The 23,091-nt window shown below is 73.2% G+C and carries 21 protein-coding genes; 8 read left to right on the plus strand and 13 right to left on the minus strand.

Translation table 11 applies throughout. The annotated features are described in order from the left end of the window. Positions 1 to 14: 14 nt before the first annotated feature. Entirely contained in the window at positions 15 to 1,403 is a 1,389-nt protein-coding gene (locus tag ACFPCY_RS27465; protein WP_378259721.1) for a sigma 54-interacting transcriptional regulator, read from the minus strand. A gap of 153 nt (positions 1,404 to 1,556) precedes the next feature. On the opposite strand from ACFPCY_RS27465, the gene ACFPCY_RS27470 reads away from it, so the two are divergent. From ACFPCY_RS27470 to ilvA, 3 genes are read left to right on the plus strand one after another with little or no spacing between them, the layout of a single operon-like run. Then, positions 1,557 to 2,723: an FIST signal transduction protein gene (locus ACFPCY_RS27470; RefSeq protein ID WP_378259722.1), complete on the plus strand. Its 1,167-nt coding sequence runs from the start codon at positions 1,557 to 1,559 to the stop codon at positions 2,721 to 2,723. After that, the gene (locus tag ACFPCY_RS27475) at positions 2,720 to 3,715 is read left to right on the plus strand and encodes an ROK family protein (protein ID WP_378259723.1); all 996 of its coding nucleotides are present in this window, start codon (positions 2,720 to 2,722) and stop codon (positions 3,713 to 3,715) included. The genes ACFPCY_RS27470 and ACFPCY_RS27475 overlap by 4 nt, the downstream gene beginning before the upstream one ends. Positions 3,716 to 3,760: 45 nt before the next feature. After that, positions 3,761 to 4,975, plus strand: coding sequence for a threonine ammonia-lyase (gene ilvA, locus ACFPCY_RS27480; RefSeq protein ID WP_378259724.1), 1,215 nt, complete (start codon positions 3,761 to 3,763; stop codon positions 4,973 to 4,975). Positions 4,976 to 5,201: 226 nt separating this feature from the next. Here the strand turns inward: ilvA and ACFPCY_RS27485 are convergent, their stop codons facing one another. From ACFPCY_RS27485 to hppD, 7 genes are all read right to left on the minus strand, one after another. Beyond that, entirely contained in the window at positions 5,202 to 6,632 is a 1,431-nt protein-coding gene (locus ACFPCY_RS27485; RefSeq protein WP_378259725.1) for a M1 family metallopeptidase, read from the minus strand. 77 nt (positions 6,633 to 6,709) lie between these two features. Further along, positions 6,710 to 8,359, minus strand: a complete 1,650-nt coding sequence (locus ACFPCY_RS27490) for a M1 family metallopeptidase (RefSeq protein ID WP_378259726.1) — start codon at positions 8,357 to 8,359, stop codon at positions 6,710 to 6,712. After that, positions 8,356 to 9,951 carry a M1 family metallopeptidase gene (locus tag ACFPCY_RS27495; RefSeq protein WP_378259727.1) on the minus strand — a complete coding sequence of 532 codons (1,596 nt, stop codon included), beginning with the start codon at positions 9,949 to 9,951 and terminating at the stop codon, positions 8,356 to 8,358. Before ACFPCY_RS27495 ends, ACFPCY_RS27490 begins: the two co-directional genes overlap by 4 nt. A 204-nt stretch (positions 9,952 to 10,155) precedes the next feature. Next, positions 10,156 to 11,823 carry a M1 family metallopeptidase gene (locus tag ACFPCY_RS27500; RefSeq protein ID WP_378259728.1) on the minus strand — a complete coding sequence of 556 codons (1,668 nt, stop codon included), beginning with the start codon at positions 11,821 to 11,823 and terminating at the stop codon, positions 10,156 to 10,158. Positions 11,824 to 11,962: 139 nt separating this feature from the next. Next, entirely contained in the window at positions 11,963 to 12,688 is a 726-nt protein-coding gene (locus ACFPCY_RS27505) for an RDD family protein (protein WP_378259729.1), read from the minus strand. An 82-nt stretch (positions 12,689 to 12,770) separates the two neighbouring features. Continuing rightward, on the minus strand, positions 12,771 to 13,256 hold the full coding sequence (locus ACFPCY_RS27510) for a DUF4190 domain-containing protein (protein WP_378259730.1): 486 nt from the start codon (positions 13,254 to 13,256) through the stop codon (positions 12,771 to 12,773). Between the two features lie 484 nt (positions 13,257 to 13,740). Next, a complete protein-coding gene (gene hppD, locus ACFPCY_RS27515; protein ID WP_378259731.1) occupies positions 13,741 to 14,832 on the minus strand; it encodes a 4-hydroxyphenylpyruvate dioxygenase in 1,092 nt (363 codons plus the stop codon). 116 nt (positions 14,833 to 14,948) lie between these two features. Here hppD and ACFPCY_RS27520 point away from each other — a divergent pair, with 116 nt between their 5' ends. After that, a complete protein-coding gene (locus ACFPCY_RS27520; protein WP_378259732.1) occupies positions 14,949 to 15,416 on the plus strand; it encodes an Lrp/AsnC family transcriptional regulator in 468 nt (155 codons plus the stop codon). A 78-nt stretch (positions 15,417 to 15,494) separates the two neighbouring features. Here ACFPCY_RS27520 and ACFPCY_RS27525 read toward each other — a convergent pair whose 3' ends face one another. The 4 genes from ACFPCY_RS27525 to ACFPCY_RS27540 form a co-directional block, all read right to left on the minus strand. Further along, positions 15,495 to 16,145, minus strand: a complete 651-nt coding sequence (locus ACFPCY_RS27525; RefSeq protein ID WP_378259733.1) for a response regulator transcription factor — start codon at positions 16,143 to 16,145, stop codon at positions 15,495 to 15,497. Next, the gene (locus ACFPCY_RS27530) at positions 16,133 to 17,383 is read right to left on the minus strand and encodes a sensor histidine kinase (protein WP_378259734.1); all 1,251 of its coding nucleotides are present in this window, start codon (positions 17,381 to 17,383) and stop codon (positions 16,133 to 16,135) included. The genes ACFPCY_RS27525 and ACFPCY_RS27530 overlap by 13 nt, the downstream gene beginning before the upstream one ends. Positions 17,384 to 17,722: 339 nt before the next feature. Beyond that, the gene (gene greA, locus ACFPCY_RS27535) at positions 17,723 to 18,220 is read right to left on the minus strand and encodes a transcription elongation factor GreA (RefSeq protein ID WP_378259735.1); all 498 of its coding nucleotides are present in this window, start codon (positions 18,218 to 18,220) and stop codon (positions 17,723 to 17,725) included. A 224-nt stretch (positions 18,221 to 18,444) separates the two neighbouring features. After that, positions 18,445 to 18,969, minus strand: coding sequence for a DUF4307 domain-containing protein (locus tag ACFPCY_RS27540; protein WP_378259736.1), 525 nt, complete (start codon positions 18,967 to 18,969; stop codon positions 18,445 to 18,447). Positions 18,970 to 19,144: 175 nt separating this feature from the next. Between ACFPCY_RS27540 and mca the strand changes: the two genes are divergently transcribed. Genes mca through ACFPCY_RS27555 form a run of 3 tightly spaced genes read left to right on the plus strand, consistent with a single transcriptional unit; the run spans position 19,145 to position 21,580 of the window. Next, entirely contained in the window at positions 19,145 to 20,002 is an 858-nt protein-coding gene (gene mca / locus ACFPCY_RS27545; protein ID WP_378259896.1) for a mycothiol conjugate amidase Mca, read from the plus strand. Beyond that, entirely contained in the window at positions 20,002 to 20,292 is a 291-nt protein-coding gene (locus ACFPCY_RS27550) for a hypothetical protein (RefSeq protein WP_378259737.1), read from the plus strand. Before mca ends, ACFPCY_RS27550 begins: the two co-directional genes overlap by 1 nt. Before the next feature lie 13 nt (positions 20,293 to 20,305). Continuing rightward, positions 20,306 to 21,580, plus strand: coding sequence for a low temperature requirement protein A (locus ACFPCY_RS27555; protein ID WP_378259738.1), 1,275 nt, complete (start codon positions 20,306 to 20,308; stop codon positions 21,578 to 21,580). Here ACFPCY_RS27555 and ACFPCY_RS27560 read toward each other — a convergent pair. Next, a complete protein-coding gene (locus tag ACFPCY_RS27560; RefSeq protein WP_378259739.1) occupies positions 21,555 to 22,028 on the minus strand; it encodes a pyridoxamine 5'-phosphate oxidase family protein in 474 nt (157 codons plus the stop codon). The genes ACFPCY_RS27555 and ACFPCY_RS27560 overlap by 26 nt on opposite strands. 82 nt (positions 22,029 to 22,110) lie before the next feature. On the opposite strand from ACFPCY_RS27560, the gene ACFPCY_RS27565 reads away from it, so the two are divergent. Continuing rightward, positions 22,111 to 23,046, plus strand: a complete 936-nt coding sequence (locus ACFPCY_RS27565) for a ribonuclease Z (RefSeq protein ID WP_378259740.1) — start codon at positions 22,111 to 22,113, stop codon at positions 23,044 to 23,046. Positions 23,047 to 23,091 lie beyond the last annotated feature (45 nt).

The following is a 23,091-nucleotide window of genomic DNA, read 5'->3' on the forward strand; positions in this document are numbered from 1 at the left end:
CCAACCTCAAACGGTCACAGGGAATAGGTGCCGGTGTCGTCCTTCGACAGGCGCCGGGTCAGGAACAGCCCCTCCAACGCGAACTCCAGCGCGGCCGCGGCCTGGCCGGGGGACTCCCCGGACATGCCGAGCCGCTCGACGATCCGGGCCAGGCCGGGGACCGGTCCGGTGCGGCGCAGCAGCTCCGCCGCGGGCACCAGCTCGCCCGACTCCACGGTCTCCCCGGAGTCGAACTTCGCCAGCAGGCCGGACAGGTCCGCCCCGCCGAGCGCCCGCCGGTAGGTCTCGGCGACCGCGCGGCGCAGCAGGTGCTCCAGCACCTCCTGCTCGCGGCCCTCCTCGCTGACCTCGAACTCGACCTTGCCCATCAGCGTCGGGACGACCGCGGGCAGGTCGCAGACGCGCGCGACCGGACGGTCCTCCCCGGCGAGCGCGGCCCGCCGGACCGCCCCCGCCGCGACCGTCTCGGCCCCGGCGAGCGCGAACCGCGCCGACACCCCGGAGCGGGCGTCGACCGCCGTGGACTCCCGGACGAGCCGGGTGAACCGGGCGACGACCTCCAGCAGGTGGTCCGGCACCTCGACGTCCGGGCCGAACTCGGCCTCCTGCCGGACGAGGTCCAGCTCGTCGGACAGCTCGATCGGGTAGTGGGTGCGGATCTCCGCGCCGAACCGGTCCTTCAGCGGGGTGATGATGCGGCCGCGGTTGGTGTAGTCCTCGGGGTTGGCGGACGCGACGAGCAGCACGTCCAGGGGCAGGCGCAGCGCGTAGCCGCGGATCTGGACGTCCCGCTCCTCCAGGACGTTCAGCAGCGACACCTGGATGCGCTCGGCCAGGTCGGGCAGCTCGTTCACGGCGAACACGCCCCGGTTGGTGCGCGGGACCAGCCCGTAGTGCACCGTCTCGGGGTCGCCCAGGGTGCGTCCCTCGGCGACCTTCACCGGGTCGACGTCGCCGATCAGGTCGCCGACGGACGTGTCGGGCGTGGCGAGCTTCTCGCCGTACCGCTCGTCCCGGTGCTTCCAGGCGACCGGGAGCGCGTCGCCCAGCTCGTCCGCCATGCGGCGGCACCGCACGCACACCGGCGCGTACGGATGGTCGTTGATCTCGCAGCCCTCGACGACGGGGGTCCACTCGTCCAGCAGGCCGGCGATCGTCCGGATCAGCCGGGTCTTGCCCTGCCCGCGCTCGCCCAGCAGGACCAGGTCGTGCCCGGCCAGCAGGGCGCGTTCCAGGTGGGGGAGGACGGTGTCGTCGAAGCCCACGATGCCGGGGAACCTCGGCCGCCCGGATCTCAGCCGGTCCAGCAGGTTCCGTTGGATCTCTTCCTTCACGGTCTCGAACCGGTGGCCGCTGGTACGCAGCTCGCCCAGTGTGCTCTCGCGAGGTGTGGATGCACGCACGCGACCGACCCTACGTCGCGTCCGGCCGTCCGGAACCCCCTTGCGGACGGCCGGACCCGCTCCCCGCGCGTCCGGACCGGCCCGGTCGTTCGCGTCCGGCCCGGTCGAACGGGGAGACTGGAGGGGTGACCGTACGGAGAATGGGGGGCACCGATGGCCCGATTCGGTGACGGGCTGGCGTTCGGCCCCGACCTGACCGAGGCGGCCGAGACCGCCGTCCGGCAGGCCCGCGCCGACCTGGCGCAAGCGCCCGACCTGGTCTTCGTCTTCGTCTCCGGCGGCGACCCGGACGAGGTCGAGGCGGCGGCGCGGCGCGCGCACGCGACGGCGGGCGCGCGGGTGTTCCTCGGCTGCTCGGCGGCGGGCGTGATCGGCGCGGGCCGCGGCGTCGAGGACCGGGGCGCCGTGAGCGCCTGGGCCGCCGTCCTGCCGGACGCGCGGCTCACGCCGTTCCGGCTGGAGACGCTGAAGACCGAGGACCGGCTCGTCGTGGTCGGCATGCCCGAGAGCGGCGACGACGACGTGGTGGGCGTGCTGCTCGCCGACCCCTACAGCTTCCCGGTCGACGCGTTCGTCGAGCGGTCCGGCGAGGCGATGCCGGGGCTGCCGCTGGTCGGCGGCCTCGCCGACGGCCCCGGCCGCGGCGCGGCGCGCGTGTTCGTGAACGGCGAGGCGTTCGGGGAGGGCGCGGTCGGGGTCGTCCTCGGCGGGCCGGTGCACGCCGCGACCGTCGTCAGCCAGGGCGCGCGGCCGATCGGCCCGGACATGGTCGTCACCAAGGCGGACGAGAACGTCCTCTACGAGCTGGCGGGCGCGCCCGCGCTGACCAAGCTGGAGGAGGTCGTGCTCGGGCTGTCCCCCGACGAGCAGGAGCTCGCCGGCCGCGGCCTGCTGATCGGCGTCGCGATGGACGAGTACGCCGACGAGCACGAGCAGGGCGACTTCCTCGTCCGGGGCGTCGTCGGCGCGGACACCGACACCGGCGCGATCGCCATCGGCGACGTCGTGGACGTCGGGCGGACCGTCCGGTTCCAGGTGCGCGACGCCGACGCGGCCGACGCCGACCTCGCCGAGCTGCTCGAACGGTTCGACCTCGCCCCCGTCGAGGGCGCCCTGCTGTTCTCCTGCAACGGACGCGGCCGGGCGATGTTCCCCGACTCCGACCACGACGCGCGGGTGCTGCACCGGGCGTTCGGCGGCGCGGCCGGGGTCGGCGGGTTCTTCGCCGCCGGGGAGATCGGTCCGGTCGGCGGGCGCAACCACGTGCACGGCTTCACCGCCTCCATCCTCGCCTTCGGATCCTCGGGAGACGCCCAGTGACCAGCATCCTCGTCCCGCGCCCGGCCGAGGCGCTCCTGGAGACCGGCGGGGGCGCGCCGGACGCGCCGGTCCTCGCGATCGACATCGGCGGCACCAAGCTCGCCGCCGCCGTCGTCGAGCCCGGCGGACGCGTCGCGGTGTACGACCGCGTCCCGACGCCGAACGAGCCGTCGATGGACGGCGAGGCACTGTGGCGGACGCTCGCCGCGATGCTGGAGAAGCTGCTCGCCGAGGCGGGCGAGCCCGCGCTCGCCGGCGTCGGCGTCGGCTGCGGCGGCCCGATGACCTGGCCGGACGCGCACGTCTCGCCGCTGAACATCCCCGCCTGGCGCGGCTTCCCGCTCCGCGAGCGGCTCCGCGAGACCTATCCGGGGCTGCCCGTCCGGGTGCACAACGATGCGATCTGCCTGGCGATCGGGGAGCACTGGCGCGGCGCGGGCCGGGGCCGCGGCAACATGCTCGGCATGGTCGTGTCCACCGGCGTCGGCGGCGGGCTGATCCTCGACGGCCGCCTCATCGACGGCGCGAGCGGCAACGCCGGGCACATCGGGCACATCGTCGTCGACCCGGACGGCCCGTCCTGCGAGTGCGGCGGACGCGGCTGCCTGGAGGCGATCGCGCGCGGCCCCGGCCTGGTGAACTGGGCCTGCGAGCAGGGCTGGCAGGGGACGACCGGCGTCGCGCTCGCCGACGACGCCCGCCGGGGCCACCCGGTGGCGCAGGCCGCGATGCGGCGCGCGGGCCGGGCGCTCGGCCTCGCCATCGCGTCCGCGACGCACCTGTGCGACCTGGAGGTCGTGGCGATCGGCGGCGGCATCTCGCAGGCGGGCGCGCTGCTGTTCGAGCCGCTGGAGGAGACCCTGCGCACCTACGCGCGGATGGACTTCGCCCGCCGGGTCAGCGTCGTCCCGGCCGCTCTCGGCCAGACGTCCGGGCTGGTCGGCGCCGCGGCCCTGATCTTCGAGCCGGAGAAGTACTGGTCCGCGGACTGACCGGTCCGCGCCGCCGGCGATCGAGGTCGTGGCAGGATTCGGGGGATGGACTCCGTCGCGCTCGAAGACGTCCGGGACGCCCGGGAGCTGCTCTCCGCCGTGGCCGTCCCGACGCCGCTCATCCCGTCCCGCGTGCTGTCGGAGCTGGTCGGCGGGCCGGTGCTGCTCAAGTGCGAGAACCTCCAGCGCACCGGGTCGTTCAAGATCCGCGGCGCGTACGTGCGGATCGCGCGGCTGCCGGCGCGGGAGCGGGCGCGCGGCGTCGTGGCGGCCAGCGCGGGCAACCATGCCCAGGGCGTCGCGCTCGCCGCGTCCATGCTCGGCACGAAGGCCACGGTGTTCATGCCCGAGGGCGCGCCGCTGCCGAAGGTCGCCGCGACCCGCAACTACGGCGCCGAGGTCCTGTTCCCCGGCCCGACCGTGGACGACTGCCTGGAGGCCGCCGCCGCGTACGCCGAGGAGCGCGGCGCGGTGTTCATCCACCCGTTCGACCATCCGGACGTCGTGGCCGGCCAGGGCACCATCGGCCTGGAGATCCTGGAGCAGTGCCCGGACGTGCGGACGGTCGTCGGCGCGGTCGGCGGCGGCGGGCTGATGTCCGGCGTGGCCACGGCGATCGCGCGCGCCGCCGGACGCCCGGTGAAGATCGTCGGAGCGCAGGCCAAGCGCGCCGCCGCGTTCCCCGCCTCGCTGGCCGCCGGCCACCCGGTGCGGGTCGAGTGCCGCCCGACGATGGCCGACGGCATCTCCGTCGGACGCCCCGGCGCGCTGACGTACCGGCTGGTCAGCGAGCTGCTGGACGCGGTCGTCACGGTGACCGAGGAGTCCATCTCGCAGGCGCTGCTGCTCTGCCTCGAACGCGCCAAGCAGGTCGTCGAACCGGCGGGCGCCGCGGGCGTCGCCGCCCTGCTGGAGCACTCCTACGCCGTCCGGACGCCGGTCGTCGCGATCCTGTCCGGCGGCAACATCGACCCGCTGCTCATGACGAAGGTGCTGCGGCACGGCCTCGCCGGAGCGGGCCGCTACCTCGTCGTCCGCTGCCGCCTGAAGGACCGTCCGGGAGCTCTGGTCACGCTGCTGGGCGAACTCGCCGGCTTCGGCGTCAACGTCCTGGACGTCGTCCACGAACGCATCGCCCCGCGCCTCCCCGTCGAAGAGGCCGAGGTGCTCCTCCAGCTCGAAACCCGCGGCACCGAGCACAGCGAAGAGGTCACCCGCCGCCTCCGCGAACGCGGCTACACCCTGACCATAGGCACCTGACCCACCCTCCCCCTGCGCCCCCACCCCCTGCCCCCACGGCGCTCGCACGTCTTTCGTGGCCCTCCTGCGCCCGTGCGCGCGTCCTTCGTGGACTGGCCGCGCGGGGCCGCGCGACGGGCGCGGGGTGCGGGGGTGGGAGTGGGGCGGTTCGCTTTGAAGGCGGGCCGCCCCACTCGCGCACGGCGCGGAGGGCGCTCTGCGCCCGGAGCGCCGGGCTTGGTTGGAGCTAGAGGGAGGGCTTGCCTTCGCTGTAGAGCCAGGCGTGGGCCCACTTGGAGAGGTTCTGGTGGGAGACCTTCTGCGCGATCCGCACGAACTGGGCCGTGGAGCCGTTGCCGTAGCGGTTGACGTCCTGCCAGGTGCGCAGGAGCCGGAAGAAGGACTTGTCGCCGATCTGCTTGCGCAGGACGTGGATGGCCACGGCGGCGCGGTCGTAGACGAGGGCGTCGAAGATGTGGTCGCGGCCGGGGTTGGAGACGACGCCCTTCCAGAGGGAGTTGGTGGCGGGCTTGGAGTAGACCTTCTGGAAGCTGGTCTCGATGGGGGTGTTGTTGAACTTCTGCTGCCACAGCCACTCGGAGTAGGTGGCGAAGCCCTCGTTCAGCCAGATGTCGGACCAGCGGTAGGGGGAGACGCTGTCGCCGAACCACTGGTGGCCGAGCTCGTGCGCGAGCAGTTCGCCGGACGGGACGGTCCCCGGGTACCGGTACAGGTCGTACACCGGGCGGCCCTGGGTCTCCAGCGCGTAGCCGACCTTGGCGGCGACGGTGATGCCGCCGGTGGACGACCACGGGTAGCGTCCGTAGATCGAGGACTCCCAGTCCACGACCTGCGCGGTCTGGGTGTTGAACTGCCGGGCCTTGTCGGCCGGGATCTTCATGGTGACGTCGGTGTAGGTCAGGTTCGGCCGTCCGGCGGCGGTCCTGCCCCTGATCTCGTCGTACCTGCCGATGGCGATCATGGCGAGTTCGCTGGCCATCGGCCGGTCCATCACCCAGCGGGTGGTCGTCCAGCCGTTGCGCGACCACGTGCCCTTCAGGTCGCCGTTCGCGACCGTGGTCAGGCCGTTCGGGGCGGAGAGGGTGAAGCCGTAGGTGGCCTTCTCGGTCGGGTGGTCGTCCACGGGGTAGACCGTCGCGGCGCCGATCGGCTGGTTCAGCATGAGCCCGCCGTCGGCCGTCGGGACCCATCCGGAGATGCCGAGCGCGGGGTCGTTGATGGTCTGCGGGACGCCGGAGTAGGCGACCGTGACCGCGAACTTCCTGCCCTTGCGCAGGCCCTTCGGCGGGGTGATCACCAGCTCTTGGGCGCCCACGCGTTTGTAGGACGCCCGGTGCCCGTCCACGGTGAGCCACTTGATGGTGAGTCCCTGGAAGTCCAGGTCGAAGCGGGACAGGTTCTGCGTCGCGCGCGCCTGGACGGTCGTGACCGCGTCGATGCCCTTGCTCTTCGGGTCGTACTTCAGCCCGATCTCGTAGTGGATCGGGCTGTAGCCGCCGTTGCCCATCTGCGGGAAGTACGGGTCGCCCGCTCCCGCGGCGCCCGGCGTGAACCGGGGCGGCGCGGCGTTCGCGGGCAGCGCCGCCGCCGTGGTGGCGGCCAGCGCGAGGCCGGCGGCGACGGCGGTGGTCGTGAGCGCTCTGGGGACTCTGCTCATTCGCCTCATCCTTGCGAGGGTTATCGTCCGCCTCAGAATTTCCCCGCCGTCACGTGCGGATCAAGCGCGATTTGGTATCAAATCTTCGGTTTATTCGGCGTATACAGCCAGGACTGGAACAGCGGGCCGAGGTCCCGGTGGGAGAGCCGCTCGGCGAGAGCGATGAACTGGGGCGTGCTGCCCGTCCCGTAGGCGTGCTCGGACGCCCACGCGCGCAGCGTCGCGAAGAACGCGCTGTCGCCGACCGTCCGGCGCAGCGCCTGGAGCGTCATCGCGCCGCGCTCGTAGACGGCGAAGGAGTCGAACAGCCCCTTGCGGCCCGGATCGCCGGGCTCGCGCCGCCACGCCGGGTCGGACGCGGGCCGCCGGTACGACACGGCGAAGTTCCGCGCCGCGCTCGGGCCGCCGTGCCGCTCCAGGTAGAGCCACTCGGCGTAGGTGGCGAAGCCCTCGTTGAGCCAGATGTCCTTCCACTGCTCCAGGCTGACGCTGTCGCCGAACCACTGGTGCGCCAGCTCGTGGACGATCAGTGTCGTGTTCGCGGCGCCGGTGTAGACCGGCCGGTTCTGGGTCTCCAGCGAGTACCCGGCGGGAGCGTCGTCCACGATGCCGCCGGTCGAGCCGAACGGGAACCGGCCGAAGACCGACGCCTCCCAGTCGGTGACGCGGGCGGTCACGGCCTGGAACAGGTCGGCCCGGCGGCGGGCGCCGCGGTCGGCCTGGGTGCGGACGCTGCGGTCGGCTCGGCTGCGGGCGCGGCGGTCGGCTCGGCTGCGGGCGCGGCGGTCGGCTCGGCTGTGGGCGCGGCGGTCGGCATGGCGGTCCGGACGGCGGTCGGTGTGGCGTCCGGACCGGCCGGCGAGCTTCACGTCCATGGCGGTGATCGTCCGGACGCCGCCGGGGGAGCGGCCCTGGCGGGTGACGAACCGCCCGATCGCCAGCAGCGCCAGGTAGCCCGCCATCGGACGGCGCGACGACCACGAGAACGTGCTGGTCCCGGCCCTGCGGACCGTCCCGTGCGGCTCGCCGTTCGCGAGCGCGGTCAGCCCCTTCGGGACGGTCACGCGGTACTCGTAGGTGGCCTTGTCGGACGGGTGGTCGTTCAGCGGGAACCACGTCGGCGACCCGGTCGGCTCGGACAGCGCGGTGGCGCCGTCCGAGGTGGAGAGCCAGCCGACCTGGCCGAGGCTCGGGTCGTTCAGAGGATGCGGACGGCCCGCGTACCGGACGGTCACCGTGAACTCCGAGCCCTTCACGATCCCCTTGGGCGGGGTGATCACGAGCTCCTGGCCGTGCCGGGCGTAGCCGGCGTGCACGCCGTCCACCCGCAGGTCGTCGATGTGGTTGCCGATGAAGTCCAGGTCGAACCGGGACAGGTTCTGCGTCGCGGTCGCCGTGACCGTCGTCGTCGCCCGGATGCGGCGGCTCTTCGGACGGTAGGCGAGGTCGATGGCGTAGTGGGAGGCGTCGTAGCCGCCGTTCCCGGCGTCCGGGAAGTAGGTGTCGCCGAGGCCGGCCGCGCCGGGCGTGAACTCGGGGTCGCGGAGGCCGGCCGCGCTGGAGGTGACGTCGGGGTCGCGGAGGCCGGCCGCGCCTGGAGTGGAAGTGGGAGCGGCGCGTCCGGTGGTGCTCGCGCGGGCCGGAGTGCGGGTCGCGGCGGGAGCGCTCACGGTCGCCGCCAGCGCCACGCTCGGGGTCATCAGCAGCGCGGCTGCCCGTTTCGTCACCACTTTTTCGGCTTGCCCTTCTTGGTGAGCCAGGACTGGAACAGCCCGTCCAGCCGCCTGCCGGAGATCTTGTCGGCCAGCGCCACGAAGTCGGCCGTGGTGGCGGTCTCGGTGCCGCCGCGCTTCGCCCACGCCTTCACGAGCCTGAAGAACTTCCTGTCGCCGATGCGCTCGCGCAGCGCCTCCAGAGCCATCGCGCCCCGGATGTACACCGAGAAGCCGAACAGGTCGCGGCGGGCCGGGGCACCGGGCGGCGGCGTGAACACCGGGGACTGCGCGGGTTGGGCGTAGTACCGCTTGAAGACGCGCTTGGCGGAGTCCACGCCGCGGTGCTCCGCCCACAACCATTCGGCGTAGGTGGCGAAGCCCTCGTTGAGCCAGATGTCCTTCCAGTCGTGCAGGCTCACGCTGTCGCCGAACCACTGGTGGGCCAGCTCGTGCACGACGAACGCGCCGTCCGGGGCGAACCCGGCGTAGACCGGACGCTCCTGCGTCTCCAGCGCGTAGTCGAGGCGCGGATCGTCGACCACGCCGCCCGCCGTCGCGAACGGGTACGGGCCGAACTTCGTCGACGCCCACCTGAGCGCGGCGACGGTGGTCTTCTCCAGTTTCCGCGCCGACGCGGCGTACTTGGCGTCCACGGCGGTGATGACCGGGACCTTCCCGGCCTTCGCGTGCCTCACCCGGAACTTCCCGATCGCGACCATCGCCAGGTAGCTGGCCATGGGCGAGGTCTCGGTCCAGTCGTAGGAGGTCGTCGCGCCCCGCTTCACGACCGGGCCCGGCGTCCCGTTCGCGACGACCTGGAGCCCGGACGGCACGGTGACGTGGAACGCGTAGGTGGCCTTGTCACGCGGATGGTCGTTGACGGGCAGCCAGGTCGGCGTGCCGTCCGGCTCGCCGAGCGCCACCGCGCCGTCCCTGGACGGCATCCAGCCGTAGGTGCCGAGCGAGCCGTTGCCGACCGGGCCGGGACGTCCCGAGTACCGGACGACCGTGCTGAACCGCGCGCCCTCGGGGATCGCGGCGGACGGGGTGACGACGAGTTCCTGGCCGTCGCGGGTGAACGTCGCCGTGCGGCCGTCCACGGTGACCTCGGTGACCTGCGGACCGCGGAAGTCGAGGTCGAACCGGGAGAGCGCCTGCGTCGCGGTCGCGGTGACGGTGACCGTCGCGTCCACCCGTCCGGACGCGTGGCCCGCGTAGGCCAGCGCCACGTCGTAGTGCCCGACGTCGTAGCCGCCGTTGCCCGCCGCCGGATAGTAGGCGTCGCCGATCCCGGACGAACCGGGCCGTCCGGCGACCGTCTCCGTCTTCGTCTTCGTCTCCGTCTTCGTCTTCGTCTGCGGCGTTCCGGCCGCTGCTTCCGAGGGCGCGGCGTCCGGTGATGTGGGAGGCGGGGATGCGGCGTCGGCCGGGGCGTGCGGCTCGGCCGGGGTGGGCGGCGGGGAGGCGGTGTCCGTGGGGGCGGGCGGACGGGAGACGGCGCTCGCCGTGGACGGGGCGGTCGCCAGCAAAGCCGCGGCGGTCGTCGCGGCGGTGGCCGCGGCCGTGATCCGCCGTCCGGTCGCACGTGCTCGTTGGCCGTTCACCCGATCCAGCCTGAGCGGCGGGGGACGCGCCGTCCCGCCGCCAGACCGGGCCTTTGATCACCCGTTGCCGCCCGTTCACCGCCGCCGGACGCTCGGCCCGCCCGAACATGACGCGCGGCCAGGGCGCTCGAGAACCAGAGGCCGGGGCGCGCGGCTTGGGCGCCGGAGGTCAGAGGCCGGGACGATGCGGCCAGGCGCCGGGGGTCAGAGGCCGGGACGGTGCGGCTGGTAGAGCCAGGCGTCGAAGAATCCGCCGAGCTTGCGCCCGTACACCTTCTCGGCGGTGGCGATGAACTGCGCGGTCGTGCCGTTCGAACCGCGCTTCTCGGTCGTCCACGTGCGCAGGATCTTGAAGAACGCCGCGTCCCCGACCTTGGTGCGCAGCGCGTGCAGCGTCATGCCGCCGCGGTCGTACACGGCGCGTCCGAACAGGTCCGTGCGGCCGGGGTCGCCGATGCGGACGCCCCACAGCTCCGCGCCGCCCTGCCGGTACAGCTGGTCGAACCGCTGCTGGACGGTCGGCCCGCCCGTACGCTGGCCCCACATCCACTCGGCGTAGGTGGCGAAGCCCTCGTTGAGCCAGATGTCCTTCCAGCGCTCCAGGCTGACGCTGTCGCCGAACCACTGGTGCGCCAGCTCGTGCGCCATGATCGTCTCGTCCGGGCCGAAGGACCCGTAGACCGGCCGGGTCTGGGTCTCCAGCGCGAAGTCCACGTCCGCGTCGTCGATGATCGCGCCGGTGGACGAGAACGGGAACGGGCCGAACAGCCGCGTCCACTCGTCGGTGATCTGCGCGGTCTTGGCGGCGACGGCGTCCACGCCCGGCCCGGGGACGGTCGGGTCCACGGCCGTGATGTAGGGGATGCCGCCGGGCGTCCTCCCCTGCCGGATGTCGAACCGGCCGACGTCCACGGTCGCGAGGTAGGTCGCCATCGGCTGCGCGACGTGCCAGGTCGTCGTCGTCATCGCCTGGCGCTGCTCGTAGGCGATCGTGGTGACGGTCGGCTCCGGCGTGGCCGGCGGCTGGCCCGGCGGCTGGCCGGGCGGCTGGCCGGGCGGCGGGCCCTCGCCCGGGCCCTCGCCGGGCAGCGGGCTGTCCGGGACGGTCGGCGCGTCCGGTCCGCCCGGATTCGCGCCCCCGCCGCCACCGGCGCCACCGCCGCCCTGGAACGTGCCGGGGGTCGGCTCTCCGTTGGAGAGCGCCGTCAGCCCCTGCGGGACCGACACCTGGATGTCGAAGGTGGCCTTGTCGCTCGGATGGTCGTTGCTCGGGAACCACGTGTGCGCGCCGCTCGGCTGGCACGCCACGAACACGCCGTCGCGGGTGCGGATCCAGCCGTACTTGCCGAGCACCTTGTCCCGGACGGGCTGCGGCGTCCCCGAGTACCGGACGGTCGTGACGAACCGCGCGCCCTTCTCCAGCGCCTTCGCCGGCTCGACGACCAGCTCCGAGCCGTCCCGGTGGTACCTGGCGGGCCGGCCGTCCACCGTGACCTCGGCGACCGTCAGACCGGTGAGGTCCAGGTCGAACATGGTGAGGCGCTGGGTCGCCAGGGCGGTGATCTCCGCCGTGCCGTCCAGCTCGCGGGCCTCGTTGTCCGGGACGATCGTCAGCTTCAGCCCGTAGTGCTGGACGTCGTACCCCGCGTTGCCGTCGCCGGGCGTGTACGGGTCGCCCGCCGTGGCGAGGCCGCCGGGCGCGCGTTCGGGGGACGGATCGGAGCCGTTGCCGGTGCGGACCGACACCGAGCAGCCCGCGACCAGCGCGAACACGGCCAGTCCCGCGACACCGCGCGGTAGCGGACCGGGTCGTCCGGGCCGGGCGGCACGGGGGAACCGGACGAATCGGGGGGAGCGGGCGTCCTGCTGCACGGGCCCCAGCCTGCCCGCCCGGCAGCGGCCTGAGCAACTCCCGACCCCGACCGGCCACCCGCGCAAGGCCTCCCCCGCCCCCGATGCGCGACCGCGCCCAGACCCCGCGAAGCCTCACCGCACCGCTGCGCGGGTGGGGTCAGCGGGTTCGGTAGGGGTTGGGCGTGTTCGGGTCGGCTCGGACGACGACCGTCCTGGCGGCTTTGTCGTGAAGGGTTTGGCGGCGCGAGTCGGCGAGCAGCCACACGCTGTCCACGATGCCGCCGATGCAGCAGATCGCCCACAGGACGTACATGACGAACGAGCGGAGCAGCGCGACGCCGTAGCTGATCGCGCCGCCGTCCTCGGCGCGCACGACGCGCGTCCCGACCGCCATCTTGCCGACCGTCTGCCCGAACCTTCCCTGCATGATCGTGAAGTAGGCGAGGGTGATCACGAAGACGAGCAGGTTGGCGAACGCGCCGCCCGCGTGCCAGGCGACCCGCTGGTTCCCGTGCGGCCCGGACACCTCGACGACCTGCCCGAACGGCAGCGTCACCAGCCAGCCGACGATCGCGAGGATGATGTAGTCGATGATGATGCCGCCGAGCCGCCGCCACGGGCTCGCGAGCCCGGCGGACGGGCCGGAGTGGCCGCCGTAGCCCGGCGGCGACCCGTACGACTCCTGCCCGGAGCCGCCGTACGGCGGCTGTCCCGGTCCGGACCCGCCGTAGGACGGCTGTTCACCGCCTCCGTAGGGCGTCTGGCCAGCGCCGCCGTACGCGGGCGGCTGCTGGTGGTGGTGCGGTTGTTCGGGGGGCTGCTGCGGAGGCTGCCAGGGCTGGTCGTCCTCGCCCGGCGGCGGGTTGGAAGGCGGATGCGTCATGCCGTGAAGGTGTGCCCCGCGGGGCGCGCGCAAACACGGTTCCGCCGTCCCGTGAAGAGATCTTTGCGCGGGCTTGCGGGAATCAGTAGCCCGAGCCCGAGTGGTTGGCGGCGACCGCGATGACCACGATCAGGTAGAGGATCCAGCCGACCAGGCCGAGGTAGCCGAGGACGAGGCCCGCGACGGCCATGCCCTTGCCGCCCTCGCCGGTCCGCTTGATCCGGCCGAGCCCGACGTGCCCGAACACGACCGCGAGGATGGACGAGATCCCGCAGAACAGCCCGATGATCCCCGTGATGAGGGAGGCGATCGCCATCCCGTTCGTGCCGCCGGACGCGCCGCCCGGCGGTCCGCCGTAGGGGCCGTACTGCGGCTGCTGGCCGTAGCCGTACGGCTGCTGTTGCTGCTGGTTCTGCCAGGAGTAGGGATCGCCGTAGGCGTCCCCGTAGTGCGGTTGCTGGCCCTGCTCGCCCCAGCCCTGGTGGGCGGGCGGCGGGCTGCCGTAGGGGCTCCCGGACGGTCTGTCCTCCGGCGGCTCCCCCGGCGGTGGGTGCGGCGGTTGCGTCATGCCCTCAATCTCGGCACGCGGACGCCACCTCAAACCTGTTCCGACGGCCGGTCCGGGCCCCGTCGCCCGATTCCTCCGGCGGACGGCGCGCACGCGCAGCCCAGGCGGCGAGCGGACGGCGCCCAGGCGGCGAGCGGACAGCGCGCGGGCGGCGAGCGGACAGCGCGCGGGCGGGGAGCGGGCGGCGCGCGGGCGGGGAGCGGGCGGCGCGCGGGCGGGGAGCGGGCGGCGCGCGGGCGGGGAGCGGGCGGCGCGCGGGCGGCGGGGGGCGGGCGGTGGGCGTCCGCCTGGAGGAACGGTCCGGTCCGGCGGCCCGCCGGGGACGAGGGTCGGCGGGGCCGCCGGACCGGCGCCGCGGTGGGCCGTCCGCGCGGGCGGGACGGGATGGTGGACGTCGGCTCCGCACGGCGTCCCACCGCGGGCTCGGCGCGCGGGGAGGTTCGCGCGCCGCGCTTCTCGGATCGATCCGGAGGGGAAACGGGTCCTAGAGGTTGCCTCGGCGGGCCTGCTCGCGCTCGATCGCCTCGAACAACGCCTTGAAGTTGCCCTTGCCGAAGCCGAGCGAGCCGTGCCGCTCGATCAGCTCGAAGAACACCGTCGGGCGGTCCTGGACGGGCTTGGTGAAGATCTGGAGCAGGTAGCCGTCCTCGTCCCGGTCCACGAGGATCTTCCGCTTCTGCAGTTCCTCGACCGGCACCCGGACGGTGCCGATCCGCTCGCGCAGCTCGGCGTCCTCGTAGTAGGAGTCGGGGGTGTCGAGGAACTCCAGGCCGGCGGCCGACATGGCGTCCACCGACGCGAGGATGTCGTTGGTCGCGAGCGCGATGTGCTGCACGCCCGGGCCGCCGTAGAACTCCAGGTACTCCTCGATCTGCGACTTGCGGCGGCTCTCGGCGGGCTCGTTCAGCGGGAACTTGACCTTGCGGGTGCCGTCCGCGACGACCTTGGACATCAGCGCCGAGTACTCGGTCGCGATGTCGTCGCCGATGAACTCGGCCATGTCGGTGAAGCCCATGACGCGGTGGTAGAAGCCGGCCCACTCGTCCATGCGCTCGACGTTGCCGACGCAGTGGTCGATCGCCTGGAAGTACCGCTTCTCCGGGGGCGCGACGAACGGCTCGGCCGCCTGGAAGCCGGGCAGGTAGGGCCCGTGGTAGTTGGAGCGGTCGACCAGCGAGTGCCGCGTCTCGCCGTAGGTCGCGATCGCCGCGATCGTCACCTTGCCGTGCTCGTCCTCCAGGACGTGCGGCTCCTCCAGCCCGCGCGCGCCCTTGCCGATCGCGTGCCGGTAGGCGTGCTCGACGTCCGGGACCTCGATGGCGAGGTCCACGACGCCGTCGCCGTGCTCGGCGACGTGCCGTCCGATCTCCGTCCCGGCGCGCACCGGTCCGCGGAAGACGAACCGGGCGGAACCCGACTCCAGCACGTGCACGGCCTCGTCCGGATACCCCGTTTCCGGCCCCCGATAGGCGACCCGGCGCATCCCGAACGCGGTGGAGTAGTAGTGCGCGGCCTGCTTCGCGTTGCCGACGGCGAACACGACCGCGTCCATGCCCTTGACCGGAAACTCGTCCATACCGCCAATCTCGACAGCCCTCGCAGAATGCGCAAGAGTGGTCCGGATCACTGTGCAACCTGCCCAGCGGATCAGCGCCCCGACCCGGCAGACCGAGCAACCTGACGAGGCCCGAGATGATCGACGCCCTGGACGGCCGCATCATCGAACTGTTCACCGCCGAGCCCCGCGTGGGCGTGCTGGAGGCGTCCCGCCGCCTCGGCGTCGCGCGCGGCACCGTCCAGGCCCGGCTGGACCGGATGGCCCGCACCGGCGTCATCCGGGGTTTCGGTCCGGAGATCGACCCCTCCGCTCTCGGCTACACCGTCACGGCCTTCGTGACCCTCCAGCTCCGCCAGGCGGGCGGCCATGACCCGGTCGCGGACGGCCTGGCGGGCATCCCGGAGGTGATCGAGGCGCACACGATCACGAGCCCCGGCGACATGCTCTGCCGCGTCGTGGCCCGGTCCAACGCCGACCTCCAGCGGGTCATCGACCAGATCGTCGCGACGGACGGGGTGGAGCGCGCCGCGTCCGTCATCTCCCTCGCCAACCAGATCCCCACCCGGACGCTCCCGCTGGTGCGCGCCGCCAGCCGCGGCTGACGCCCGGCTCAGCCCGCCCGGCTCAGCCCGCCCGGCTCAGCCCGTCCGGCTCAGCCCGTCCGGCTCAGCCGGTTCGGTTCAGCCGGTTCGGTTCAGGTAGGTGAGGACGGCCAGGACCCGCCGGTTGCCGGAGTCGTCGTCGGTGATCCCGAGCTTGCCGAACATCGACGTGGTGTACTTGCCGATCGCGCTCTCGCTCAGAAACAGGCGGCGGCCGATCGCCTGGTTGGACAGGCCCTCGGCCATCAGCGCGAGCACCTCCCGCTCGCGTTCGGTGAGCCTGCCGAGGACCCCGTCGGACGGCCCGGTGGACAGCAGCTTCGCGACGACGGCCGGGTCCATGGCGGTGCCGCCCGCGGCGACGCGCTCCAGCGCGTCCACGAACTGGTCGGCGTCGAAGACGCTCTCCTTGAGGAAGTAGCCGATGCCGCCCCCGCCGTCCGCGAGGAGCTCGCGCGCGTAGAGCTGGTCGACGTGCTGGGACAGGATCAGGACCGGCAGGCCGGGGACCTCGCGGCGGGCGGCGAGCGCGGCGCGCAGGCCCTCGTCGGTCTGGTCGGGCGGCATCCGGACGTCCACGACGGACACGTCCGGACGCCATTTCAGCAGCGCGTCGAGCGTCTCCGGGCCGCTGGCCGCCGTCGCGACCACCTCGTGCCCGTACGCCTCGACCAGGCGGACCAGGCCGTCCCGCAGCAGGTAGAGGTCCTCGGCGATCAGTACTCGCATGGCACCGCCATTCTCGCGCGGGTCGGGCCGCCCTCCGGGCTGGTGATCTCCAGGACGCCGTCGAACACCGCCAGCCGCCGCCGGAGGCCGGCCAGGCCGCCCGCCGCGTCCGGATCGGCTCCGCCGCGCCCGTCGTCGCATACCTCGACGATCAGGTCCCCGCCGTCCCGGACGATCGAGACCCGCGCCTCGGACGCGCGCGCGTGCTTGACCGCGTTGGTCAGCAGCTCGGCGACGCCGAAGTACACGGCGGACTCGATCGGCGGGTCCAGGCGGGGCAGCGGGTCGGCGCTGACGGTCACCGCGAGCGGGGTGTCCAGGGCGAGCGCGCGGACGGCGTCGACCAGCCCGCGCTCGCTCAGCAGCGGCGGGTTGAGGCCGCGGACCAGGTCGCGGATCTCGGTCAGCGACGAGGCCGCGCCCGCCCGCGCCTCCCGCATCAGCGCCCGCGCCGCCTCCGGATCGGTCTCCATCAGCTTCTCGGCGGTCGCCAGGGACAGGCCGAGGGAGACCAGCCGCGCCTGCGCCCCGTCGTGCAGGTCGCGCTCGATGCGCCGGATCTCGGCGGCCTGCGCGACGGTCGTGTCCGCCCGCTGGACGGTCAGCTCGTCCACCCGGTCGGCGAGCAGCATCGCGCCGGACGGCCGCAGGAACCGGACGGCCAGCGGGGGAGCGGCCCGCCACGCGTACGGGGCGGACGCGACGGCGACGGCCAGCCCGCCGAGGCCGACCGCGAGCGCCGACGGGCCGCGACCCGCGACCGCCGCCACGATCGCCAGCGCGAGCCCGGCCGGCGGGACGGCCGCGACCAGCCCGGCGAGCGGCGCGATGGCGACGAACCGCAGATCGCGCCAGTTCGCCGGATCGGCCCACAGGAGCCGCAGCCGCTGGTCCTCGGCGGCCTCCTTGCTGGTGCGCGCGTAGGAGTAGCCGTTCCACCAGTAGCCGGTGGACATGCGCAGCACCGGCATGGCCTCCCGGTATCCGCCGGGGATCACGGTGCCCGTCCAGCGCGCGACGAGGGCGCGGAACGCCCGGCACAGCGGGCGCGCGTACAGCGCGGTGCCGAGCGCCGCGAACACGATCGGGGCCGTCCACGCCCAGGGGTTGCCGAACCGCCAGATGCCCGCCGCGAGCGCCGCCCACACCGCCGGGACGAGCAACCCCAGGGCCGCCACCGCGCACGCGCGGACGAACCCGACGCAGGCACCCCGCGCCCACGACCCCAGTCGTCCCATGAGTGTTCCTTCTCGCTCCACGTCCCGCGCCGGCGCGACGCCGACCCGGACATTACGGCTTGGACCTCCCACTCTGCACGCCGGAGACTCCGGACCAGGGCCGTCCGGGCGGGAAGTGGGTCCAGCCCCACCCCGTCGTGTGGCCGACCCCACCCGCCGAGCCAGGTGGGTGCGACCCCGGCTCATTCGGGCGGACGCGCGGCGCGGACTCGTCCGAGTGGACGCTTGGTCTCAGGAAGGGCGCGGACAGTACGCGCTTGGGCTCAGGAAGGGGGCGGACAGCGCGACGCCCCGTCCCGGAAGCCGGGACGGGGCGTGCGAACGTTCGCCGGGGGCGGATCAGCCGCCGTACGGGGTGGCGTCGAGGATCTCGACCGTCATGCCCCGGCCGTTCGGCAGCGTGTAGGTGGCCTTGTCGCCGACCTTCTTGCCGTTGATCGCCGAGCCGAGCGGGCTGTTCGGGGAGTACACGTCGATCGGCACGCCGCTCTCCTCGCGGGACGCGAGCAGGAAGGTGACCTCCTCGTCGTCGCCCTCGAAGGAGATCGTGACGGTCATGCCGGGACCGACCACGCCCTCCGAGCGGGGCGCCTCGCCGACGCGGGCGTTCTCGAGAATGCTCTGCAGCTGCAGGATGCGGCCCTCGATCTTGCCCTGCTCCTCCTTGGCCGCGTGGTAGCCGCCGTTCTCGCGCAGGTCCCCCTCCTCCCGCGCCGCCTCGATCTTCTGCGCGATCTCGATGCGGCCCGGGCCCGACAGGTGGTCCAGCTCAGCCTTGAGCCGGTCGTACGCCTCCTGGGTGAGCCAGGTGACGTTGTCAGCGCGGGTCTCGGTCACGGGTACTCCTCATCCACATGTTGCGATCTCGCTCGCCCGGACGGGAGAGCGACACATCGACATGAAGTGCGGCCGGGTTAAACCTCTAGCCTATCCGGTGTGTGCGGTAAAGGTTCCCTGAAGCCGGTCCCCGCAATCTGCCGGGAGGGTTTCGGCTTCGCCGGGTCCTGTAAATCCGGGTATGTCCGACCCGGTGGGGCGTTTGGGCCGGTCAGGCCGGTCCCTCACACCCGGTGGCAGTCGCGGACGCGGCCTCCGGTCGCCTTCCTCGACGTGGGCAACGTCTCCTGCGCGGTCACCTTCGCCGTCCCCTTCGGGACGGTGATCTCGCGCTGGGCGAGCACGCCGAACCGGTCGTCGTAGGCGTCCACCACGCACCGCACCTGCTCGTCCTTGGGCTTGCCGACCGCGTAGGTCACGACGGCGGCGTTCTCCCTCAGTTCAACGGTCCGGGTCTCCATGGAGATTCCCGGCGTCTGCCCGACGTGCGCCATGATGATCGCCCAGCCCCCGGCCAGCACCGCGGTCGGGATCCCGATCACGACCCAGCCGAGCCAGCCCAGCCGCGGCCGGTCGGCCCGCCGCCGGAACGGCGAGGACGACTCCTCCTCGACCACGGCCGCGGTCGGCTCCGCGTCCGTGCCGGCCGCGGTCGGCTCCGCGTCCGTGCCGACCGCGCTCGGGCGCGCCTCGGCGGTGCCCGGAGCGGACGGCTCGGGCGCGGAGTCTGCTGGGACGCTGGCGCTCATGGCGGGGAATCTCCGTGCGGGGTGGCGGCGTTGTCAGGAACAATTCTCTTCGGTCCCGGCTGATGCTCCGCACCGGGTCCCGTCGAACCGTGCTGCGAGGGAGAGTCCCAGAGTGTCCGAGCTCACCACCGCCCCGTCCGAGAACGCGGGCCCCGGCCGGCCCCGGCTGCGGCTCATGGCGGTCCACGCCCACCCGGACGACGAGTCGAGCAAGGGCGCCGCCACGATGGCCCGCTACGTCGCCGAGGGCGTCGAGGTCCTGGTCGTCACCTGCACCGGCGGCGAGCGCGGCTCCATCCTGAACCCGGCCATGGACCGGCCGGAGATCCTGGCGAACATCGGCCAGGTCCGCAACGAGGAGATGGCGCGGGCGCGGGAGATCCTCGGCGTCGAGCAGCGCTGGCTCGGCTTCGTCGACTCGGGGTTCCCCGAGGGCGACCCGCTGCCGCCGCTACCGGAGGGCTGCTTCGCGCTGGAGCCGCTGGAGACGGCCGCCGAGCCGCTGGTCCGGGCCGTCCGGGAGTTCCGCCCGCACGTGATGCTCACCTACGACGAGAACGGCGGCTACCCGCATCCCGACCACGTCAAGACGCACGAGGTGTCGGTCGAGGCGTTCGAGGCGGCCGGCGACCCGGACCGCTACCCGGGCGCCGGGGGCGAGCCCTGGCAGCCGCTGAAGCTCTACTACCACATGACCTTCAACCACGGCCGGATCCAGGCGCTGGACGAGGCGATGAAGGCGGCCGGGCTGGAGTCCCCCTACGGCGACTGGCGCGAGCGCGCCAAGGAGCGGCCGGAGAAGTGGGAGGTCACGACCCGCGTCCCGTGCGGCGAGCACTTCGAGACGCGGGACCGGGCGCTGCTCGCCCACGCGACCCAGATCGACCCGAACGGGTTCTGGTTCGCCGTCCCACTGGACGTCCAGCGCGAGGCCTGGCCGACCGAGGACTACCATTTGGCGAGGTCCCTGGTCGACACCGAGTTGCCGGAGGACGATCTGTTCGCCGGTATCCGGGAGAAGGTGTCAGTCTGATGCTCGCCCTAGCCACCACCGTCCTCGCGGACAACAACCTGCCGCTGAACAACGACACGGTCAGCCCCGGCTTCCTGGGGTTCGGCGTGTTCGTGGCGCTCGGCGTGGTGCTGTTCTTCCTCATCCGCTCGATGAACAAGCAGATGAAGAAGATCCAGGCGCCGAAGGAGGCCGACCTGAAGCAGCAGGAGTGGGAGCGCGCCGAGGCCGCCAAGGCGAAGGCCGGCTCCACGGCCGGTTCCAAGACGGGTCCCGCGTCGGGCTCCGCCTCGTCCGACTCCGACGGCTGACCGTCCCCGCCCGATGAGCGCGCCGACCCCCCGGGCGCGGAGCACCGGCGTCGCGGCCGCGATGCCGGTGCTGCGCATCCGCAGTGACGACGGCCAGGGCGGCAGGGTCACCTTCTTCGAGCTGTTCTTCGACCTGGTCTTCGTCTTCGCGGTCACCCAGCTCTCGCACAGTCTGCTCCAGCACCTGTCCTGGCGCGGCGCGGGCGAGACGCTGATCCTGCTGATGGCCGTCTGGTGGGCGTGGATGTACACCTGCTGGACGACCAACTGGTTCGATCCCGACCATCCGGCCGTCCGGATCATGCTGGTCGGGGTGATGGTGGCCGGGCTGCTGATGGCGGCGACGCTGCCCGCCGCGTTCGGCGCGCGCGGGGTCTGGTTCGCCGCGACGTACGCGGTGATCCAGGTCGGCCGGACGCTGTTCGTGGCCTGGGTGACCCGGCGGCACGTCCTCGGTCGCAACTTCCAGCGCGTCCTGACCTGGCTGTCGGTGGCGTCCGCGCTGTGGATCATCGGCGGCCTCGTGGACCGTCCCGGCGAGCGGGCACTGCTCTGGGTGGCCGCGATCGCCGTCGAGCAGACCGTCCCGTGGTTCGGCTTCTACGTGCCGGGCCTCGGCCGCTCCTCCACCCGGGACTGGACGATCGACGGCGCGCACATGGCCGAGCGCTGCCAGCTCTTCGTGATCATCGCGCTGGGCGAGTCGGTGCTGGTCACCGGGGCGACGATCAGCGGGCTGCCGGTGGACGCGCCGCACGTGGCGGCGTTCGCGTCGGCGTTCGTGGGCAGCGTCGCGCTGTGGTGGATCTACTTCGACCACACCGCCGACGTCGCCGCCGAGCGGATCGCCGGGTCCGACGACCCCGGACGGCTCGGCCGCTCGGCGTACACGTTCATGCACATCCCGATGGTGGCCGGGATCATCGTCGGCGCGGTCGCGGACGAGATGGTGATCGCGCACCCGTCCGGGCACGTGTCCGGCGGGATGATCGCGGTCGCGCTCGGCGGCCCGGCGCTGTTCGTCGCCGGGCACGCGCTGTTCAAGCGGGTGGTGTTCGGGCACTTCACGACCGCGCGCGTCGTGACGATCATCGCGCTCGGCGCGGTCGGGCTCGTCGCCGGACGGCTCACCCCCCTGACGCTCGGCTTCGCCACGACGCTCGTCATCGCGGCCCTGGCGCTCTGGGACGTGCGCGCCTACCAGCGCGCCCGGCGCGAGCTCGAAGCCGCCGAGCACGGCGGCCTGGCCGCGGAGGTCGCCGTCACGCCTTCCGGTGGTCCCAGCTGACGACGCGGTCGGGTTCCATCACGATCAGGACCCGCTTGGCCATCGCCTGCTCCAGCCCGGCGGCGAACTCCGGATCGACCGGGTCGCCGATCCTCGGCACGGGCAGCCCGGCCATGCGCGAGCCGACGACCGCCCCGACCTTCAGCAGGGGCTCGCGGTCCTCGATGACCAGACCGCGCCCGTAGAGCGCGACGCCGCGCAGCTCGCCGTACTGGACGCCGTCCTCGACCAGGCAGGTCATGACGGGGTTGCGGCGCAGGTTCAGCACCTTCTGCGACGAGTGGTAGGTGGTGAACGCGATCCTGCCGTCGAGCAGCGCGTAGAACATCGTGACCAGGTGCGGCTCGCCGTCCTTGCCGACGGTCGCGACCTGCACCTTGTAGCTGGCGTCGAGGAAGTCCGCGACCTCTTCCGGGGACATCCTGATCTTCTCGCGCTTGCTCGCCACGGCGGCCTCCCTGCGACGGTTCGATCGACGCGCCCAGAATAATCAAGCGCTTATTTCGCGGGCGCACCGGCATCATGGTCGGGTGTCCGTTCGCGAACTCGTCGTCCTCGGCTCCGCCAGCGCCGTCCCCACCCGGCACCGCAACCACAACGGCTACCTGCTCCGCTGGGACGGGCAGGGCCTGCTGTTCGACCCGGGGGAGGGCACCCAGCGCCAGATGATCATGGCGGGGCTGGCCGCGAACGACGTCACCTGGATCTGCGTCACCCACTTCCACGGCGACCACTGCCTCGGCGTCCCCGGCATGGTGCAGCGGATCGCGCGGGACGGCGTCGCGCACCCCGTCCGCGCCGCGTTCCCGGCGAGCGGCGCGGTGTACTGGGACCGGCTGCGGCACGCGACCCCGCACCGGGAGAGCGACGTGATCGTGGAGCTGCCGGTCGGGGGCGAGCGCGCCACGCTCGCCGCCGGGGACCCGTTCACGCTGACGGCCCGCCGCCTGTCCCACCCGGTCGAGGCGTACGGGTACCGGCTCGCCGAGCCGGACGGCGTGACGATGCTGCCCGACCGGCTCGCCGCGCTCGGCGTGCGCGGCCCGCTGGTGCGCCGCCTCCAGGAGGACGGCCGGGTCGTCACGCCGGACGGCCGCACGGTCACCCTGGAGGAGTGCGCCGTCCGGCGGCCGGGGCAGAAGGTCGCCTTCATCATGGACACCCGGCTCTGCGAGGGCGTGTTCGAGCTCGCCGACGGCGTGGACATGCTGGTCATCGAGTCCACGTTCCTGGACGAGGAGCGCGCGCTCGCGGGCGAGTACGGGCATCTCACGGCCGGGCAGGCGGCCGAGGTGGCGAAGCGCGCGGACGTCGGGCGGCTCGTCCTGACGCACTTCTCCGAGCGGTACCGGCCGTCCGACGAGCCGCGGTTCGTCGAGGAGGCCGCGCGCGTCTTCGACGGGGAGATCACGCTCGTCCACGACCTGGACCGGATCCCGCTGCCGCCGCGCCGGGCGGCCCGCTGAGCCTTCCCCGGCGGGTCGTTGAAAGGCGAATTGAACGCCGCCCGG

Source organism: Actinomadura gamaensis, from assembly GCF_042652125.1.
Lineage (GTDB): Bacteria > Actinomycetota > Actinomycetes > Streptosporangiales > Streptosporangiaceae > Spirillospora > Spirillospora gamaensis.